General features: G+C 69.6%; 14 protein-coding genes. 8 read left to right on the forward strand and 6 right to left on the reverse strand.

Features of this window, described 5'->3' with window-relative positions; all coding sequences use genetic code 11:
• Positions 1-6: 6 nt before the first annotated feature.
• On the reverse strand, positions 7-1,635 hold the full coding sequence (locus tag VHC04_RS22760; protein ID WP_325685035.1) for a fibronectin type III domain-containing protein: 1,629 nt from the start codon (positions 1,633-1,635) through the stop codon (positions 7-9).
• A gap of 378 nt (positions 1,636-2,013) precedes the next feature.
• Between VHC04_RS22760 and VHC04_RS22765 the strand changes: the two genes are divergently transcribed.
• The 6 genes from VHC04_RS22765 (at position 2,014) to ppa (ending at position 11,025) form a co-directional block, all read left to right on the forward strand.
• Positions 2,014-3,198, forward strand: coding sequence for an MFS transporter (locus tag VHC04_RS22765; protein WP_325685036.1), 1,185 nt, complete (start codon positions 2,014-2,016; stop codon positions 3,196-3,198).
• A 131-nt stretch (positions 3,199-3,329) separates the two neighbouring features.
• On the forward strand, positions 3,330-4,586 hold the full coding sequence (locus VHC04_RS22770) for a metallophosphoesterase family protein (protein ID WP_325685037.1): 1,257 nt from the start codon (positions 3,330-3,332) through the stop codon (positions 4,584-4,586).
• Positions 4,587-4,836: 250 nt separating this feature from the next.
• Positions 4,837-8,409 carry an AAA family ATPase gene (locus VHC04_RS22775; RefSeq protein ID WP_325685038.1) on the forward strand — a complete coding sequence of 1,191 codons (3,573 nt, stop codon included), beginning with the start codon at positions 4,837-4,839 and terminating at the stop codon, positions 8,407-8,409.
• Between the two features lie 234 nt (positions 8,410-8,643).
• Positions 8,644-9,198, forward strand: a complete 555-nt coding sequence (dcd, locus tag VHC04_RS22780; protein ID WP_325685039.1) for a dCTP deaminase — start codon at positions 8,644-8,646, stop codon at positions 9,196-9,198.
• A gap of 15 nt (positions 9,199-9,213) precedes the next feature.
• The gene (gene murA, locus VHC04_RS22785) at positions 9,214-10,473 is read left to right on the forward strand and encodes a UDP-N-acetylglucosamine 1-carboxyvinyltransferase (protein WP_325685040.1); all 1,260 of its coding nucleotides are present in this window, start codon (positions 9,214-9,216) and stop codon (positions 10,471-10,473) included.
• 15 nt (positions 10,474-10,488) lie between these two features.
• The gene (ppa, locus tag VHC04_RS22790; RefSeq protein ID WP_325685041.1) at positions 10,489-11,025 is read left to right on the forward strand and encodes an inorganic diphosphatase; all 537 of its coding nucleotides are present in this window, start codon (positions 10,489-10,491) and stop codon (positions 11,023-11,025) included.
• A gap of 195 nt (positions 11,026-11,220) precedes the next feature.
• On the opposite strand, the gene VHC04_RS22795 is transcribed toward ppa, so the two are convergent.
• The 3 genes from VHC04_RS22795 to msrP all read right to left on the reverse strand — a co-directional run bounded on the left by VHC04_RS22795 (position 11,221) and on the right by msrP (position 12,896).
• Positions 11,221-11,469: a CDGSH iron-sulfur domain-containing protein gene (locus VHC04_RS22795; RefSeq protein WP_325685042.1), complete on the reverse strand. Its 249-nt coding sequence runs from the start codon at positions 11,467-11,469 to the stop codon at positions 11,221-11,223.
• A gap of 180 nt (positions 11,470-11,649) precedes the next feature.
• Positions 11,650-11,958 carry a hypothetical protein gene (locus tag VHC04_RS22800; RefSeq protein WP_325685043.1) on the reverse strand — a complete coding sequence of 103 codons (309 nt, stop codon included), beginning with the start codon at positions 11,956-11,958 and terminating at the stop codon, positions 11,650-11,652.
• A complete protein-coding gene (gene msrP, locus VHC04_RS22805; RefSeq protein ID WP_325685044.1) occupies positions 11,955-12,896 on the reverse strand; it encodes a protein-methionine-sulfoxide reductase catalytic subunit MsrP in 942 nt (313 codons plus the stop codon). Before msrP ends, VHC04_RS22800 begins: the two co-directional genes overlap by 4 nt.
• A 239-nt stretch (positions 12,897-13,135) precedes the next feature.
• Between msrP and VHC04_RS22810 the strand changes: the two genes are divergently transcribed.
• Together VHC04_RS22810 and VHC04_RS22815 are read left to right on the forward strand one after the other, a co-directional pair.
• Positions 13,136-14,140 (forward strand): D-cysteine desulfhydrase, encoded by a 1,005-nt coding sequence (locus VHC04_RS22810; RefSeq protein ID WP_325685045.1) that lies wholly within the window; start codon positions 13,136-13,138, stop codon positions 14,138-14,140.
• Positions 14,140-15,345 carry a cobalamin-independent methionine synthase II family protein gene (locus tag VHC04_RS22815; RefSeq protein WP_325685046.1) on the forward strand — a complete coding sequence of 402 codons (1,206 nt, stop codon included), beginning with the start codon at positions 14,140-14,142 and terminating at the stop codon, positions 15,343-15,345. Before VHC04_RS22810 ends, VHC04_RS22815 begins: the two co-directional genes overlap by 1 nt.
• A gap of 241 nt (positions 15,346-15,586) precedes the next feature.
• Here the strand turns inward: VHC04_RS22815 and VHC04_RS22820 are convergent, their stop codons facing one another.
• Together VHC04_RS22820 and VHC04_RS22825 are read right to left on the reverse strand one after the other, a co-directional pair.
• Entirely contained in the window at positions 15,587-16,081 is a 495-nt protein-coding gene (locus VHC04_RS22820; RefSeq protein WP_325685047.1) for a VOC family protein, read from the reverse strand.
• A 215-nt stretch (positions 16,082-16,296) separates the two neighbouring features.
• Complete coding sequence (locus VHC04_RS22825) at positions 16,297-17,985, reverse strand: MFS transporter (protein WP_325685048.1); 1,689 nt, start codon at positions 17,983-17,985, stop codon at positions 16,297-16,299.
• Positions 17,986-18,262: the final 277 nt, after the last annotated feature.

Raw genomic sequence — 18,262 nt, forward strand, 5'->3', positions numbered from 1 at the left:
CGCGCATCAGTCCCGCCGCGGCCGGCGCAGCGTGAAGCTCTCGAACGGTGCCAGCTGCCCGTCCGCGCCGACGACGTCGTAATATGTCACCTTGATCGTCGTGACGTCGCCGCGACGCGCGCCGGGGTCCAGCTCGAACGCCGCGAAGCCGTAGGAATGCGCGGCGTTCCGCACCGCGGACCACGGCGCGTCCTCATGCACATAGACGGGCGGGCGCTTCCCGGTCTTCGGATCGCGCTCCCCCACCGCGGTGATCACCCGGCAGGCGGGCGGATCGAAGAACAACTGGTTGGACGGCAGCGACGTTCCGCCGCCGCCGATCACCATGTGCACCGTGCCCTTGGTCGTGTCGATCACCCCGGTTTCCGTGGCGGCCGGGACCGGCGTCAGGGTGGCGTTCGGTGCGGCGCCGCGGATCGGGTGCGATCGCTCATAGTGGTGCTCATGACCGCACACCACGAGGTCGACGTTGTACTTGTCGAACAGCGGCACCCATTCCTGCCGGATGCCGAGATCGGCGCCATTGAACTTGTCGGCGGTGGAGATCGCGACCTGGTGCATGCAGACGACGATCCAATCGATGTCGTGGTCGTTGCGCGCGGCCGCTAGCGCCTTCTCCAGCCAGGCCTTCTGCGCGCCTTGCGAATAGCCGCGGACGTAGGAATCGCCGCCGTCCTGGTAGGTGACATCGTCGTTGGCGATGCTGATCACCCGCATCGAACCCACGGTGAACGCGTACCACAGCCCACGCGTCAGCTCGGTCTGGCCGGATGCCGGCGGCAGGGAGAAATAGGTCTGGTAGGCGCGATAGCCGATCGGGCCGTTGCCCAGCTCATTCTCATGATTGCCGGGTGACGGCATCCATGGCCGGTTGCGGGCACTGCGGCTGTTGTTGGTCCAGAAGTCCCACCAGGTGCGCACCCGGTCCTCGGCCAGGTTGGCGTAACACAGGTCGCCGTTGAACAGGTGGAACAGGGGCCGCAGCCGCTCGACCCCCAGGGTGGTGTCGCCAGCCGCCGGGGAGCCGAGATTGTCATTCACGAACACCTCGCGCGCCAGGGTCACGCCGGGGGGCGGCGCGAACCGCTTGCCCGCGGTCGGCGTGCCCTGGTCGCCGAAGCTGGTGAAGGTGAGGCGGGCCCGTCCGCGCGGGCCGGTGCGGAACGTACCGAATTGCGGGTCGGCGCCGTGGTGCAGCGCCGCGTACAGATAGGCGGTGTCCGGCCGGAGCTGGCCGAGCTTCGCGTGATGGGCGTGAACCGTCTGGTTCGACTTGCCGTCCGTGTAGTTGACGGTCTCGGCGGTGACGACCTGCTCGAGCCTGCCGTCCAGGTGGCCGAGCAGGACCCGTGGCTGGTGGACGGGTTGCAGCGTGTGCCAGGAGACCACCATCATGGAGGATGCGTCGGCGCCGAACTGCAGGTGCAGGCCGGCCACGGGCGGTGTCGCGACCGGATCCGATCCAGGCCGGCTCGAGTCGGCCGCGGCGGATTTGCCCGATGTGTCAGGCACGACCTCGACCTGTCCGGCGGCGGCTGGCGACGCGGCCATGATGAGGCCGCCACCGATGCCGGCGGCGGCGAGCAGCTTGCGGCGGCTGAGGTCGAGGCTGGAGTCGGCATCATGGATCGTCATGGCAGGGGTGGCCTTCGGGCTGGTCGCGGGCCGCGGCACCCTAGCGGGACTTGATGACAGTTTTTCGAGCGGGCGCCCCGCCCGCCCTGGTCCGGCCGGGAAACGGCGACACGACGCGCGGAGCCGGCGACCGTGCCACCGGCGCGGTGTTGGCCCCGCGTGTCACGTGTGCGCGAGCGGCCGGCCGAGCCGGCTTGGGACACGTGGTGAAAGCCCCCGTAACGGCGCGTTTTTCCCATGCCATCCCCGCGAACACCCTGTCATGACGGACTGGTGCGCGGCGGACCCCAGGGTTAGGGTCCGGGCAGGGCCCGCCGCCGGCGGGTTCCGCTGAGACGGAGCGGACCGATGGGGCTGACGGGCGCACAAAAGAGGACCGTGATCGCGGCTTTCCTCGGCTGGATGCTCGACGCCTTCGATTTCTTCATACTGACCTTCGTCCTGAAGGACATCGCGAAGGAATTCGGCGTCGGCGTGCCGGACGTTGCCTATGCATTGTTCCTGACACTTGCCATGCGCTTTGTCGGGGCATTCATCTTCGGCCGCATCGGCGACATCTGGGGCCGCCGGCCGGCGCTGATGCTCGATATCCTGTGCTACTCCATCCTCGGCACGCTGGCGGCCTTCTCCCCCAACCTGACGGTGTTCCTGGTCCTGCGCGCCCTGTTCGGCATCGCCATGGGCGGCGAATGGGGGCTCGGCAGCTCCCTCGCCATGGAATCCATCCCGCCGCGGTCGCGCGGCGTGGTCTCCGGCATCCTGCAATGCGGCTATCCCAGCGGCTTTCTGCTGGCCGCCATCGCCTACGGCCTGCTGTACGGCCAGACGATCGGCGGCATCGTCATCGGCTGGCGGGCGATGTTCCTGCTGAGCGTCCTGCCGGCCTTCATGGTGCTGTTCATCCGGGCCGCGGTACCGGAATCCCCGGCCTTCGAGGCCGCGCGCGACCTGGACAAGCCGAATCTCTGGGTCACGCTGGCCGAGAACAAGGGCCTGGCGATCTACATGGTCGTGCTGATGATGTGCTTCAATCTGTTCAGTCACGGCACGCAGGACCTGTATCCGACCTTCCTGGAGCGGCAGCATGACTTCGATCCGCATACCGTCAGCCTGCTGGCGATCGTCGCCAATATCGGCGCGATCATCGGCGGCCTGGGTTTTGGCGCGGTGTCGGAACGGATCGGCCGGATCAACGGCATCACCATCGCCGCGCTGATCGCCCTGCCCGCGCTGCCGCTCTGGGCCTATTCCACCACGCCGATCATGCTGGGCGTCGGCGCCTTCGTCATGCAGATCGCCGTGCAGGGCGCCTGGGGCATCATCCCGGCCCATTTGAACGAGCTTTCACCCGGCGCGGCCCGCGCCACCATCCCCGCCTTCGTCTATCAGGCGGGCAACTTCCTCGCCTCATACAACGGGCCGTTCCAGGCCAGGCTCGCCGCGAGCCATGATGGCGACTACGCCTTTGCGCTGGCCGTCGTCGCCGGCGTGATCGCGGTGGCGATCGTCATCATCATCCGCTTCAGCCCGGAACGGCGCGGCGAGCTGCTGACCGCGCATTGACGGCGGACCTCCATCGGCTTTGGCGATCGTCGACGGAGCGATCGCCAAAGCCGGTCGCCAGAGTTGATCGCCAGAGTTGATCGCCAAAGCCGATGGAGGCCGGCCGGCGGCGACTCGGCTATAATGCCGCCATGGCCTCCTTCCGGTTCATCCATTGTGCGGACCTGCATATCGATTCCCCCCTGCGCGGGCTGGAAGCCGATCCCGACGCGCCCGCCGACCGGATTCGCGCGGCGACGCGCGACGCCTTCCAGGCGCTGGTCGATTACGCGCTGGATCAGCGGGTCGACTTCGTCATCGCCGCCGGGGACCTGTATGACGGGGAATGGCCGGACTGGCGCACCGGCCAGTTCCTGATCCGCCAGGTCGCGCGGCTGTCGGAGGCTGGCATCCCGTTCATCGCCATCAGCGGCAACCACGATGCGCAAAGCGTCCTCTCCCGCGATCTGCGCCTGCCGGAGCCGGCGGTGAAACTGGACCACCGCAGGCCGCAGACGCTCCGGTTGGACCGCCTGGGCGTCGCCATCCACGGCCAGGGTTTTGCCAATGCCGCGGTGCGCGACGACCTGCGCCGCAACTATCCGACGCCAGAGCCGGGGCTGTTCAATATCGGCGTGCTGCACACCAACGTCGATGGCCGGCAGGGGCATGAGAACTACGCCCCCTGCGCGTTGGCCGACCTGCGCGCCCATGGCTACCACTACTGGGCGCTCGGCCATGTCCATACGCGCGCGGAACTGTCGGTGAATCCCTGGATCATCTATCCCGGCAACCTGCAAGGCCGCAGCGTGCGGGAGACCGGGCCGCGCGGCGCCTATGTCGTTTCGGTCGCCGACGACCGGACCGTTTCGCCGCCGGCCTTCGTCGCCTTCGACACGGTGCGCTGGGCGTCGCTGGCGGTGGATGTCTCCGGCGCAGCGGACGCCGATGCCGCCCTGGCCCTGGCGCGGGCCAGCCTGGCGGCGGCGGCGGCCGAGGCGGAGGACCGCCTGCTCGCCGCCCGCATCCGCCTGACCGGCACCTCCGATGCCGCCGCGGCGCTCGGCCGCGCACCGGCGGATCTGAGGGAAAGGCTGCGCGGTGAGATCGCCGGCCTCGACCGGGTGTGGATCGAAAGCCTGTCCGTCGAGGTCTCGCCGCCCGGCCGGGACGACGCGGCGGCGGGGCCGCTGCTATCGGCGATCGGCCAGGTCGGTGCCGCCGATCTGGAGGAGGGCGCGGCAGCCTATTGCCAGGCCATGCTGGACCGACTGCCCGGCCTGCGCGACGAGCTGAAGACGCTGGAGGGGGCGGAGAACCTGCTGGCGCTGGACCGCACCCGAACCCTGCCGCCGCCGCTGCTGGCGAAGGCCAAGGCGCTGCTGCTGGCGCATCTGGGGGACGGCTAGTGTCGGGGCGGGACGTGCGGGACCAGCCCCGGCCCCCTCCTCTGTCTTGGCGGCTGCGGGGGCGGCTGCGGGGGCGGCTGCGGACCTGCCGTTCACGGCTTGCCAACCGAGGACTCCGTCCGGAACAGCGCGGCTTCGACACAGCCAGGGATGGCAGGCCCATGCCCGTCGTGGCGGGGCGCGGTCGGTCACCCGCCGGCGCGCGGCACCCGGCACCGGTTCCATTCCCTTCGCCGCGATCGGATGGGCGATGCGGCTGACCGCGCTCACCCTGACCAACTACGGGAACTTCCGGTCGGAACGGATCACCTTCTCCGCCGAACCGGGCACGCTGAACCTGCTGATGGCACCGAATGGCGGCGGCAAGTCGGTGCTGCGCGCGGCGTTCGCCGACCTGCTGTTCGGCATCGGCGGGCAAAGCCCGATGGGCTTCCGCTATGGCTACCCCGGCATGCGCATCCTGGCGGACGCAGTGGATGAGGCCGGCCAGCCCTTCTGCTTCGGCCGCCGCAAGGGCCAGGGCAACACGCTGATCGACGCCGACGGGGCGGCACTGGACCCCACGGCCGTCGCGCGCTGGCTGGGCGCGGTGGACCGCAAGGCGCTGGACCGGCTGTTCGCGCTGGATACCGACCGGCTGCGCGCCGGACGGGAAGACCTGCTGGACTCGCACGGCGATTTCGGCGCCGCCCTGGTATCCGGGGCCGGTGGCGCGCGCGACCTGCGTGCCCTGCGGCGCCGGCTGGAGGAGGCGCGCGACGCGCTCGCCCCGGCCCGGCGCGCGGCGAACCGGCCCTTCTATACGGCGCTGGACCGTTTCGTGGAGGCGCGCAAGCGGAAGGAAGCGGCGCTGCTGCGCCCCGACAGATGGAAGAAGATGCAGACGGCGTTGGCGGAAGCGCGGCGGGCCCAGGCGGCGCAGAACGCGATCGTCCAGGACGCCTCGGCCGGGATCGCGCGGCTGGAACGCATCCGCCGGGTGCGGCCGATCCTGGCGGCGCTGGACGCGGCCGCGTCGTGGTTGGACGCGCATCCGCATGCGCCGGTCCTGGACGCGGCGCTGCAGCCGCGGCTGGCGAAGGCGCGGGAGCAGCTCGTCATCATCACGCAACGCCTGGTACGGGAACGGGAGCAGGCGGCGCAGCTCGCCGCCCAGCGCGACGCGGTGACGGTGGAGGAGGCGCCGCTGGCCGAGGCGGAGGCGATCGACGCCCTGACCGAGATGGCCGGCGCCGCCCGCAAGGCGCGGGCGGACCTGCCGCAGGTGGCCGGTGAGGCGGATTCACGGCGCACAGCGATGGCGGAGCGGTTGCGGGACCTCGGGTCCAAGCTGCCGCCGGAGCGCGCCGGCGAGGTGGTGCCGCCGCGCGCCGTGGCGAACCGGGTCCGGCGGCTGATCAAGGACCGCGAGGCGCGGCGGCAGGCGATGGAGGCGGCCACCGCCGCCGTCTCCCGGCAGACCGCGGCCCTGGCCGAATACCGCCAGGCGGCGGAGCGGTTGCAGGCTCCGGCCGATGTCTCGGCGCTGGAAGCGATGGTGCGGGAGATCCGCGCCGACGGCGATCCAATGCGCCAGCAGGCGGAACTGGGACAGCGCCACCGGCAAGCCGCGGCCGAACTGGAGACGGCGCTGGCGCATGTGCCCGGCTGGTCGGGTTCGGCCACCGATCTGGCTGCCCTGCCGGTGCTGGCGGCCGACACCTACCACCGGCACGCCGAGGCTTTGAAGGCCGCCGCGGCCCTGGCACAGCGGCGGCGGGAGGAAGCCGGGACCGCCCGGACCGATCGCGATGCGGCGCGAACCGCGCTGGAACGGCTGTCGGCCGGCGGGGCGGTGCCCGACGCGGCGGCGCTGGAGGCCGCGCGGCGCCACCGCGACCAGGGCTGGGACCTGGTCTTTCGGAAGGCGTTCTCCACCAGCCCGCCCGACGCGGCCGAGGAACAGACCTATACCGGCGGCCAGTCCCTGCCGCTGGTGTACCAGCGGGCGGTCGGCAACGCCGATCACATCGCCGATCAACGCATGCGCGATGCCGAGACCGCGGCCCGGATCGATGCCGCCGAGTCCGCCCTGGCCGTTGCCGGGACCAGACAGGCGGCGGCGGACGCAATGCTGCGCGAGGCGATGGCCGCCCAGGCCGAGGCCATCGCGGCGTGGACCGATATCTGCCGTTCCCTGGGTGGGGCGTCCCTCAGTGGGGCGTCCCTCGGCGGGATGTCCCTGGGCGGGATGTCCCTGGGCGAGGCGCCGTCGTTGAACGAGGTGCTGGGGTTTCTGGCCGCCCGCGACAAGGCGATCGCGCAGCTCGCGGCGCTGGCCGTGGCCGAGGCGCAGCGGGCGGAGCTGGCGAGGCGGCATGACGGCTGGGCGAAGCGGCTGGCGGCATGGCTGGGGGCCGGACCCGATACGGACCTGGCGGCCCTGCTGGTCCAGGCCGATACCCGGCTGGCCGCCGCCCGCAAGGACGCGCAGGCCCAGGCGACGCTGGCCGGCGCGCTGAGCACGGCTGAAACCGCGCTGAAGCAAGCGCAGTCGGAGCTGGGTCGGGCGCAGGCCGGGATGGCCGCCTGGCAGCAGGACTGGGCGGCGGCGCTGCGCGAGCTGGGCCGTCCCCCCGACGAGGATCCGGTCGTCACCGAGGATGTCCTGGCCAGCCTGGACGAGCTGGCGGCGGCCCTGCGCCAGCACACCGAGCTGGCGGAGCGGGTCGGCGGCATGCGGCAGGACATCGCCCGCTTCGGCGACGACGCGGCGGCCCTGGCGGCACGGGTTGCGCCCGACCTCGACCGGGCCGATCCATTCGCCCTGGTCTCCCAGCTCGGCCGCCGCCTGCAGGCCGCGCGGCAGGCCGCCGACCAGCGCGCGCTGCTGGCGGAGCAGGCGCGCCATGCCGAGGACAAGGCCGCGGTGGAGACGGCCCGCCAGGCGGCGATGCAGGACGAGCTGCAGGCCATCCTGGCCTCGATCGGCGCCGCGACCCCCGAGGCCGCCGACCAGCGCCTGGCCCTGGCCGCCGAACGCGCGCGGCAAGCCGCGGCGCTGGCCCAGGCACGCGACCGGCTGGCCGATGACGGGGACTCGCTGCCGGCGGACATGCTGCGTGCCGAAGTGATGGCGGTCCCCGCCGACGAAGCGCCGCGCCTGCTGCGGGAGGCCGAGGAAACGCGCCAGGCGGCGCAGGACGCGGCGCAGCGGGCGGCCGGCGTGGTCGCCGAGCTGACCCAGCAGATGCAGGCCGCGCAGGACGAGACCGAGGCCGTCGATGCCGCCGCCGACCAGCAGGCGGCCGTGGCCACCATGGGCCGGGTGCTGGAGGACGCGCTGCTGCATCACCTGGCCGCCGGCATCCTGGACAGGGCGCTGGCCGCCGTGGAGCAGGCGGACGAGCCGCGCATGCTGCAGCGGATCACCGCCCTGTTCGCCGACCTGACCGGCGGCGCCTATGAACGGGTGCTGACCGAACCCGACGATGCCGGCAATGCGCGGCTGACCCTCGTGCAGCGGGCCGAGCTGCCGGACCGGCAGCAGGCGGTGGACGATCTGTCGGAGGGGACGCGCGACCAGCTCTATCTGGCGCTGCGGCTGGCGGCGATCGAAAAGCATGTGGAAACCGCGCCGCCTCTGCCCTTCATCGGCGACGACATCCTGCAGACCTTCGACGACGATCGGGCGGTGGCGGCGCTGCGGACCCTGCTGCATGTCAGCCGGCGGGTTCAGGTGATCCTGCTGACCCACCACCGCCACGTGCTGGACCTGGCGCGGCTGCTGCCCGCGGGGGCGGTCCATATCTGTCGCACCGGTGCAACGCTGGAAACCGCATGACGGGCCGATCGGCCCGAGGATCGTTGGAATCGCGTCATTTTGCCGCCTCGGCGCCCGGCGGCGCCCCGCCGGGCGATGCTTAATCCTTTGCGGTGCAGCATCGGGACGGCTAAGACCCTTGACGGGTGCAGCCCGAGTCGCATCCGTCCGCCATGGCCGCGGGCGATCGAACCGTCCGGCTTCATGACGACGGCGGTCGCGCGCCCATCAACCGCTCCGGAGGCTGCCGAACCGATGCCCGTTCTGTCCGATCGCTGGATACGCCGGATGGCGCGGGAGCACGGGATGATCGAGCCGTTCGTGGAGGCGCAGAAACGAGCGGGCGTGGTCAGCTACGGCCTGTCCAGCTACGGCTATGACGCGCGTATCGCCGATGAGTTCAAGATCTTCACCAATATCGACTCCGCGGTGATCGACCCGAAGGCGTTCGCGCCGTCCAGCTTCGTCGACCGCAAGACCGATATCTGCATCATCCCGCCGAACAGCTTCGCGCTGGGCCATACGGTGGAGTATTTCCGCATTCCGCGCGATGTCCTGGTGATCTGCCTGGGCAAGTCCACCTATGCGCGCTGCGGCATCATCGTGAACGTCACCCCGCTGGAGCCGGAGTGGGAAGGCCAGGTGACGATCGAGATCAGCAACACGACGCCGCTGCCGGCCCGGATCTACGCGCACGAGGGCATCTGCCAGTTTCTGTTCCTGCAGGGGAATGAGGCGTGCGAGACCAGCTATGCGGACAAGGCCGGCAAATACATGGGCCAGCGCGGCACCTCTCTGCCTCGCATGTAAAGATGTAGGACCAGGATGGATCGCATCAGGATTCGCGGCGGCCGGCCGCTGTCGGGGGAGATCAAGGTGGGCGGCGCGAAGAATGCCGCGCTGCCGCTGATGGCGGCGGGGATGCTGACCGATGACCGGCTGATCCTGTCGAACGTGCCACGCCTGGCCGATATCGCCACGATGACCCTGCTGCTGGAACAGCATGGCCTCGCCGTCGAACCGCTGACCGAGGATGGCCGGATGCTGTCGATCGGCGGCGGCATCGCCAATACCGAGGCCCCGTACGACATCGTCCGCAAGATGCGCGCCTCGATCCTGGTGCTGGGCCCGCTGCTGGCCCGTGCGGGAGAAGCGCGGGTGTCGCTGCCCGGCGGCTGCTCGATCGGCACGCGCCCGGTGGACCTGCACCTGAAGGGGCTGGAGCAGATGGGTGCCCGCTTCGACCTCGACGGCGGGTATGTCGACGGCAAGGTGGACGGCAGGCTGCACGGGGCCAGGATCGTGTTCCCCTTCGTGTCGGTCGGTGCCACGGAAAACCTGCTGATGGCCGCGGCGCTGGCCGAGGGGGAGACCGTGCTGGCCAACGCGGCGCGGGAGCCCGAGATCGGCGACTTGGCTAGCTGCCTGGTGGCGATGGGCGCGCGGATCGACGGGATCGGCACCGACAAGCTGGTGATCCAGGGCGTCGATCAGCTGCACGCCGCGGAGCACGACATCATCCCCGACCGGATCGAGACCGGCAGCTATGCCTGCGCCGCCGCCATCTCCGGCGGGTCCGTCTTCCTCCGCAATGCCCGTTTGGAGCATCTGGGCGCCACGGTGCGCATTCTGCGCGAGGCCGGGGTGGAGATCGCCCAGGAGGATGGCGGCCTGATGGTGACGCGGCTGAACGGGCTGCACGGCGCCGACGTGATGACGGAGCCCTATCCCGGCTTCCCGACCGATATGCAGGCGCAGTTCATGGCGCTCATGTCGGTGGCCGAGGGCGCCTCCATGGTCACCGAGACGATCTTCGAAAACCGTTTCATGCACGTTCCGGAGCTGAACCGGATGGGCGCGCGGATCAATGTGCACGGTGCCTCGGCGATCGTGCGCGGCGTGCCCTGTCTGCAGGGGGCGCCGGTGATGGCGACCGATCTGCGCGCGTCGCTGTCGCTGATCCTGGCCGGGTTGGCGGCGCGGGGGGAAACGGTGGTGAACCGTGTCTATCACCTGGATCGCGGCTATGAGGCCGTGGAACAGAAGCTTGCCGCCTGCGGGGCGGATATCGAGCGGATCTCGTAAGGAAAGAATCGTTTCATGCGCATCGACGCCATCGCCATCGGCAAGAACCCGCCGGAGGACGTCAACGTCATCATCGAGGTCGCCATCGGTGGCGAGCCGATCAAGTACGAGATGGACAAGGAGGCGGGGACGCTGGTCGTCGACCGGTTCCTGTACACGCCGATGCGCTATCCGGGCAATTACGGCTTCGTGCCGCACACGCTGTCCGATGATGGCGACCCGATCGACGTGCTGGTGGCGAACACGCGGCCGATCGTTCCCGGCGCGGTGATCAACGTCCGGCCGGTGGGTGTCCTGAAGATGCAGGATGAGAACGGCGTGGATGAGAAGATCATCGGCGTGCCGTCACCGAAGCTGACCCAGCGCTATGTCCATGTGAAGAACTACACCGACATGCCGAAGATCACGCTGGAGCAGATCCAGCATTTCTTCGAGCACTACAAGGACCTGGAACCCGGCAAGTGGGTCAAGGTCCTGGGCTGGGGCGACGCCGCCGAGGCGCGCTCGATGATCGCCGAGGCGATGGAGCGGGCCAAGAAGAAGGGCGTCTGATCCGGCCGGCGTCCCGCGCATCGGCACTTCCCGCAGCATCCGCTCCTCGGCGGCGCGCAGGCCGGACAGGTTGGCGGCCTTGTGAGCCAGGATCGTCCCGGTCAGCTCCGCTCCGGTCATCGGTTCCCCCGCCGGTGGAAGGCGGACCGGCTCGTCCGTCCGTCTTGCCGGTGTGGCAGGAACCGAGCGGCGGGGTTACGGCAGGAATTTGTGGGTCCCGTCGCAACGGGGCGCGTTCCCGGTGTGCTTGCAGCCGCAGAAGGACACCACGCCGGACTCGGCGGCCTCAAATTTCAGGGGCGTGAAGCCGGAGCCCTTGTGGGAGCCGTCGCAGAACGGTTGCTTCCCGCTCTTGCCGCAGGCGCACCACCAATAGGCCTTCCCGGCCTCCACCTCGACCTTGTAGGAGCCTTTCTGGGCAATGACGGGCACTGTCTCGGACATGACGTTCTTTCCCCTGCTTTTCTGAAGCGCGATAGCGTCAGGTTGACCCCCATCATGCCTGATCAACTCTTTGATTCAAGGGCGCGATCAGGCCCTCTCACCGCCGGCTTCAGGCGATCGCGCTCCAGCCGGGAAAGCGTAGCCGCCAATGTGACCGGGTGAAAGTCCGCGGGCGCCGCGTCAGCTGCGGCGGTGGGACCGGTGGGTGGATTTGCGGTTCGAGAAGGACAGCGACAGGCCGGTGCAGACGATTCCGCCGGCCGCCGGCACCAGCCAGGCCGGGCGGACCAGCAGCGGCTGGAACAGGGCGGTCCAGGCCCAGGGGCCGATCGCATGGGTGGTCCAGCTCGGCAGCCGGTCCAAGGCGCCCGGGGCCAGCAGATACAGCGCTTCGCCAAGCGACGCCATGCCGGAGCCGAATGTCGCGGCGGCGACGGCGGCTACGAAGAACACGGCTGCGGCTATGGCGAAGGCGCGTTGGACGATCACATGAACAACTTCTCATTTTTCAGGCCGGCATATAAAGCGGCAACTTGGTCCGCATAGCCATTAAAAAGTTGTGTCGGAATCCTTTCATTCGTGCCTAGCAGGCGTTCGGTCGCCTGGCTCCATCGCGGATGCGGCACCGCCGGGTTCACATTCGCCCAGAAGCCGTATTCCGACGCCTGCAGCGCCTCCCAGAACGTGGCGGGGCGCTTGTCGGTGAAGCTGATCCTGACGATCGATTTCGCTGACTTGAACCCGTATTTCCATGGCAGGGTCAGGCGGATCGGGCCGCCATTCTGCGGCGGCAGCGGCTTGCCGTACAGCCCGGTGGAGATGAAGGCCAGCTCATTCGCCGCTTCGTCGATCGTCACCCCCTCGGTATACGGCCACGGGTAGAAATCGCTCAGGCCGGGCATCGACTTGTCCTGCGCGGTCTCGAACACGACGTATCTGGCCGAGGCCAGCGGATCGGCCAGCTTCACCAGCTTCGACAGCGGGAACCCGGTCCAGGGCACGGTCATGGCCCAGGCCTCCACGCAGCGGTGGCGGTAGATCCGCTCCTCCTGGGGAATCTGCGCCAGCAGGTCGTCGATGCCGATGGTACGCGGCTTGCCGACCATGCCGTCGATCCGGATGGTCCAGGGCCGCTGCGGCAGGGCCTGCGCCTCCCGCCAGATCGACTTGTCGGTGCCGAACTCATAGTAGTTGTTGTACGTGGTGGCGTATTTGGCGTCGGTGACGGCGCGGCCCGCGTTGCTGAAGGCCGGGTTCACCGGCGCCGAACCCGCCGCGGCGGCGGCCGGCTGATCGGCTCGCGCGATGGCGGGCAGGATGGCCAGGGCGCCGGCCGCGGCCAGCCATGCGCGGCGATTGAGGACGATAGGCTCCGGCGTGACCCGGTGTTCCGGGATCTCCCAGCCGCGTCGCCTGATCACCTGCATGTCGGTATCTCCTGTTCGGGGATCGCCCGCTGAAACTGGGCGTGGCCGGGAATTGTGCAACGGCCGGGGAAGTGACTCCCATAAGCCGCGGGCGTTACAGGCGGATGCGCCGGCGGTCCCTTGAGGGCCGTCCCTTGGGAGGCCGTCCCTCAACGGCCGCCCCGCGGGTGATGGCGCGACTGGTGACGACGAAGCGGGAATGCCGGATAGTGCCGCCGCGATCCATCAGGAGGCCGTCCATGCACCTCGCTCGCTTTCCCCGCGTGCACCTGTTCCCCGCGCCGACCCCGTTGGAGCGGCTGGACAACCTGACCAGGGCGCTGGGCGGGCCGGAAATCTGGATCAAGCGGGACGATTGCACCGTGGTGGCGACCGGCGGCAACAAGGTCCGCAAGCTGGAATGGCTGATCGGCGAGGCTCTGGCCCAGGGCGCCACGCATGTCGTGACCCAGGGCGCCGTCCAGTCCAACCACGTCCGCCAGACCGCCGCCGTCGCCCGCAAGTTCGGCCTGGCGTGCACGGCGCTGCTGGAACACCGGATCGACACCAATGACCGCGACTACCTGGGCAGCGGCAACGTGCTGCTGGACAAGCTGTTCGGCTGTCATATCGAATACCGGCCCGGCGGCCTGGACATGAACGCCGAGGCCGAGAGGAAGGGTGAGGAACTGCGCAAGGCCGGGGAAAAGGCGTACGTGATCCCGGGCGGCGGATCGAACCGGGTCGGCGCGCTGGGCTATGTGTCCTGCGCGCAGGAACTGGTGCAGCAGGCCGATGAGCAGGGGCTGGCGATCGACCGGCTGGTGACCGCGACCGGCAGCGCCGGCACCCATGCCGGGCTGCTCGTCGGGCTGGAAGGCACCCATGCCGATATCCCGGTGCTGGGCATCGGCGTGCGTCTGCCCCGCGACAAGCAGGAGGCGAACGTGCATCGCCTGGCCCAGGCGACCGCCGATTATGTCGGCATCAAGACCGGCATCCGGCGCGACGCGGTGGTGGCCAACTGCGACTATGTGGGAGAGGGCTACGGCATTCCCACCCCCGGGATGGGCGAGGCGGTGACGCTGCTCGCGCGGGAGGAGGGAATCCTCCTGGACCCGGTCTACTCGGGCAAGGCGATGGCGGGCATGATCGACCTGATCCGCAAGGGCGAGATCAAGGCGGGGGAGCGCGTCGTCTTCCTGCACACGGGCGGGGCCGTCGGCCTGTTCGGCTACACGCCATTCCTGGAGGGGATCGTCTGATGTTCACCAGCCGCGACCGCATCCTGACCACGCATACCGGCAGCCTGCCGCGCTCTGCCGAGCTGACGGAGCTGTACGCGCGGCGCGCGGCGGGGGAAACGATCGATGAGGCGCGGCTGGACGCGCTGGGCAAGGCGGCGACCCGCCACGTCATCCGGTGCCAGCTCGAATCCGGCATCGATATCGGCAACAATGGGGAGCAGCAGCGCGAGGCGTTCTTCCTGTACGTGCGCCGCCGCATGACCGGCTTCGGCGGCGCCTGGACCCGCCGGCCGATGGCCGACACGGTGAAATATCCCGGCTACATGGCCTGGCAGGCGGACCATGAGGGTTCCAGGAAGGTGGTCAGCAACCGCGGCACCCTCCCGGCGGCAAACGCGGACGTGGCCTATCTGGATCCGGCGCTGGTGCAGGCGGAATGCGATGAGTTCCATGCCGCATTGCGGGACGTGGGCGGAAAAGGCTTCGCCGAGGCGTTCATGACCGCGCCCTCGCCCGGCATCATCGCCACCGCCATGCGCAACGAGCATTACGACACCGAAGATGCCTACCTGGCCGCGCTCGGCGCCGCCATGCGCGTGGAATACGAGGCGATCCACAAGGCCGGCTTCCTGCTGCAGATCGACGCGCCCGACCTGGCGATGGAGCGGCACTGCGCCTTTCAGGACAAGCCGCTGGGCGCGTTCGTGGACTTCTGCGAGAAGGTGATCGATACGATCAACGCCGCGCTGGTGAACGTGCCGCGCGAGCGGGTGCGGCTGCACGCCTGCTGGGGCAACTATGAAGGCCCGCATGATTGCGACGTCGATCTTCAGGACGTGCTGCCGCCGATCGCCCGCGCCAAGGTCGGCGGCTGGGTGCTGCCCTTCGCCAATCCGCGCCACGCGCATGAATATCGCTGCCTGTCGAACCTGCCGCTGGATGACGGCCAGGTCGTCATCGCCGGCGTGGTCGATCCGCTGACCAATTTCATCGAGCATCCCGAGGTGGTGGCCGACCGGATCGAGCGGGTCGCGCACGTGGTTGGCGACCCGTCGCGCGTGCAGGCCGGGACCGATTGCGGCTTCGACACCTCGGCCGGCCGCGGCCGCGTCGCCGAGGACGTGGTGTGGGCCAAGCTGAAGGCAATGAGCGAGGGCGCGGCAATCGCCTCGAAGCGGCTGGGGATGCAGGGACAGGACGCGCCGGCTCGCCGGCCGATGTGAACGAGGCGGCCAAGCTCCAGGCCGGAGGCCCGCGTCGCGGCGTCGCGCGGGTGACCGGCGGTGAGAATCTGCGCATTGGGGCCGTTTCCCGCGCTGACCGTCTCGATTCCTGCCGTCCGGCACGACGGCTGCCTCATCGCGGGCCCCGTGGCGTGGCGCCCCCGCGGCGGGCCCGCCCGCTACGGCGGCAAGGAGCGGCGGAACGCTCCGCGTCAAGGCCGCGTGGCATCAATCCGTGGCATCAATCCGCGGCTCGGCCGGCCCTTGCCGCCTCGATCCTGGCGATATCGATCCGGCGCATGGTCATCATCGCCTGCATGACCCGTTTGGCGGCGGCCGGGTCGGGGTCCTTCATCCCGGCCCACAGGGCGCGTGGCACGATCTGCCAGGAAAAGCCCCAGCGGTCCTTGCACCAGCTGCATTCGCTCTCCGTGCCGCCATTCCCCACGATCGCGTCCCAGTAGCGGTCGGTCTCCGCCTGGTCGTCGGTCATGACCTGGAAGCTGACAGCCTCGTTCGGCTTGCGTCCGGGGCCGGCGTTCAAGCCGATGAAGGCCCGGCCGAGCAGGGTGAATTCGACGGTGAGCTCGCTGCCCTGGGTGCCCCCGGGGTAGTCGGACGGCGATGACAGCACATGTCCGACATGGCTGTCGGGGAAGGTGGCGGCGTAGAATTCCGCGGCCTTGCGGGCCTCGCCGTGGTCGAACCAGAGGCAGGTGACGATTTTGGCGGTCATCGGGTGTTCCTTCCTTGCGTTGTCGCCGGCGCAGCCCGAGCGGCTTCGCCCGCCAGATCGGCGTTTCCCCCGATCGGATCAGCCAGATCCGGTCGGGGAAGCGGGCAATCACCGGCGACGCAGCCCTGCGCTTCGGCGGTTGGCGGGCGTGAATCGCGCCTCTTGAAGCAAAGAGGTGATGAAGCCTGACAGCATCAGGTTGACCCTGTCATGCTTCAATGCCCGTCCTTGCTGACCCGGACCAGGTGCCGCACCATCGGCTTGCCCTGGATCTGAAACCGCATCGCCTTCGCGCGCAGTTGCAGCTCCAGCAGCGTCTTCCGCTCCCGCTGGCGAAGATAGTCCAGCCAGGAGCTGGTGTGGTATGTCTCGATGAACACGCCGGAATCGGTTGCGTCCTCGTAGACTTCCCAGTGGTAGACATCGTTGCGCAACAGCTCCGCGCTGATCTTCCGCAGCGTGTCCAGGAATGCCTCGCGGTCACCGGGCCGGATGCGGTATTCGATCATCACCTGCACCGGCCCGCTGTCCTGCCGCACATCGGCGGCCAGAACCGGCGCGGGCCAGTGCATGGACGGCGTGAAATCCATTCCTTCGGCGATCCGCAGCTTGCTGCGCGACAGCAGCGGGATCGCCAGCAGCAGGCCCGCCGCCGCCGCAAGCAGGGTCTCGGGCGAGCCGATCCATGAGGCGACCTGGCCCCAGGCGACGCTGCCGATGGTCAGGCTGCCGAACATCACCTTGGCGAAGACGCCCAGGCTGCGGCCGCGCACCCATCCGGGCACCGCGGCCTGCGCGGCCACGTTGGTGGTCGCCAGCACCACGATCCAGCACAGCCCGGCCAGCAGGCTGGCGGCCAGCGCCGTCGGGACGTCGTGCGCGACGGCGTACAGAGCCATTGCGGCCGCCGTCCCGACGGTGCCGGCCAGCACCAGCCGGTCGGCGCCGAGGCGCGTGCGCAGCCAGGGCAGCAGGAACGTTCCGGCCACCGCGCCGCCGCCGATCGCCGCCAGCAGAATGCCATAGCCCTGGAACCCGCCGCCGATCTGCGTGCGCGACAGCGCCGGCAGCAAGGCCCAATAGGCGGCGGCGAACGGGAAGAACCCGAAGCCGCGGATCAGCGCCGCGCGCAACCCCTGATTATAGCGGGCATGCCGCAGGCCGGCGATCATCGCGCGTCCGATATGTTCGGCCGGCAGCGCGGAGGTGCCGGTCCGTTCGACGCGCCACAGCAGCACCGCCATCATCATCAGCACGTTGCTGACGGCATTCATCCAGAACGGCGCGGCCATGCCGAACGTGGCGATCACGACGCCGATCACCGCCGGCCCGATGACCCGGCTGAGGCTGACGCCGAAACTGTTCAGCGCGACCGCCGACGCCAGCTCACCGTCGCCGACCAGTTGCGGCAGCACGGCCTGCCAGGTCGGCAGGATCAAGGCCACCGAGGTCCCGGTCACGAAGGTAAGGGCCAGCAACGTCGCCGGTGTCGCCCTGCCGGAGGAGACCAGCATGGCGAAGCCCAGGATGACCGGCGTGGTGAGAAGCTGGGCGACCAGCAGAAGCCGCCGCCGGTCGACGATATCGGCCAGGGCGCCGGCGGGAAAGCCGAACAGGAAGACCGGCAGGGCCATGGCCGCCTGGATCATCGCGATCATCAGCGGATCGTGGCTGAGCTCTGTCATCAGCCAGCCGGACGCGGCGTTCTGCATCCAGGTGCCCATGCTGGACGCCACCATCGCCGTCCACAGCACGGTGAAGACGGCGTGGCGGAACGGGCTCCAGGGCGGGACCGGCGGCGGCGGTCCGAGCGCTTCGGAGCGGGCAGGATGGTCCGCGTCCCAGCGGGCCTGCGGCCGGTGGGATGTCACAGCCTCGGCCTGGATGTTCGGCAAGGGCGACATGTACAGCGTCGATCGTGGATTAGCGTCATCGATAAGGGGCGGCGGCGCCCCGTGGCAAGACGGGCATCCGCGAACGCATGAGCGGGACGCCGTGCCCGGCGTGCCGGCCGGGATGCCGCCCGGAATGTAACAGGGGTGCGAATTGGGGGGCGATGGGGGGTGCGGTGCGGACGCGACGCCGGATGCCGTGCGCTGCCGCTGGCCAAGACCCTCTGGAAAACAGGCGGTTGGGGGATGACAGGCGGGGGGATGACAGACGGGGGGATGACGGGCGGGG

The sequence above is a fragment of the Rhodopila sp. genome (assembly GCF_035548095.1).
In the GTDB taxonomy this organism is placed as follows: domain Bacteria; phylum Pseudomonadota; class Alphaproteobacteria; order Acetobacterales; family Acetobacteraceae; genus Rhodopila.

Bases quoted from the DNA above. Each gene is read 5' to 3' on its own strand.
- VHC04_RS22760 (WP_325685035.1), bottom strand. From the start codon at position 1,635: ATGACGATCCATGATGCCGACTCCAGCCTCGACCTCAGCCGCCGCAAG.
- VHC04_RS22770 (WP_325685037.1), top strand. From the start codon at position 3,330: ATGGCCTCCTTCCGGTTCATCCATTGTGCGGACCTGCATATCGATTCC.
- VHC04_RS22775 (WP_325685038.1), top strand. From the start codon at position 4,837: ATGCGGCTGACCGCGCTCACCCTGACCAACTACGGGAACTTCCGGTCG.
- dcd (WP_325685039.1), top strand. From the start codon at position 8,644: ATGCCCGTTCTGTCCGATCGCTGGATACGCCGGATGGCGCGGGAGCAC.
- murA (WP_325685040.1), top strand. From the start codon at position 9,214: ATGGATCGCATCAGGATTCGCGGCGGCCGGCCGCTGTCGGGGGAGATC.
- ppa (WP_325685041.1), top strand. From the start codon at position 10,489: ATGCGCATCGACGCCATCGCCATCGGCAAGAACCCGCCGGAGGACGTC.
- VHC04_RS22795 (WP_325685042.1), bottom strand. From the start codon at position 11,469: ATGTCCGAGACAGTGCCCGTCATTGCCCAGAAAGGCTCCTACAAGGTC.
- msrP (WP_325685044.1), bottom strand. From the start codon at position 12,896: ATGCAGGTGATCAGGCGACGCGGCTGGGAGATCCCGGAACACCGGGTC.
- VHC04_RS22810 (WP_325685045.1), top strand. From the start codon at position 13,136: ATGCACCTCGCTCGCTTTCCCCGCGTGCACCTGTTCCCCGCGCCGACC.
- VHC04_RS22815 (WP_325685046.1), top strand. From the start codon at position 14,140: ATGTTCACCAGCCGCGACCGCATCCTGACCACGCATACCGGCAGCCTG.
- VHC04_RS22820 (WP_325685047.1), bottom strand. From the start codon at position 16,081: ATGACCGCCAAAATCGTCACCTGCCTCTGGTTCGACCACGGCGAGGCC.
- VHC04_RS22825 (WP_325685048.1), bottom strand. From the start codon at position 17,985: ATGTCGCCCTTGCCGAACATCCAGGCCGAGGCTGTGACATCCCACCGG.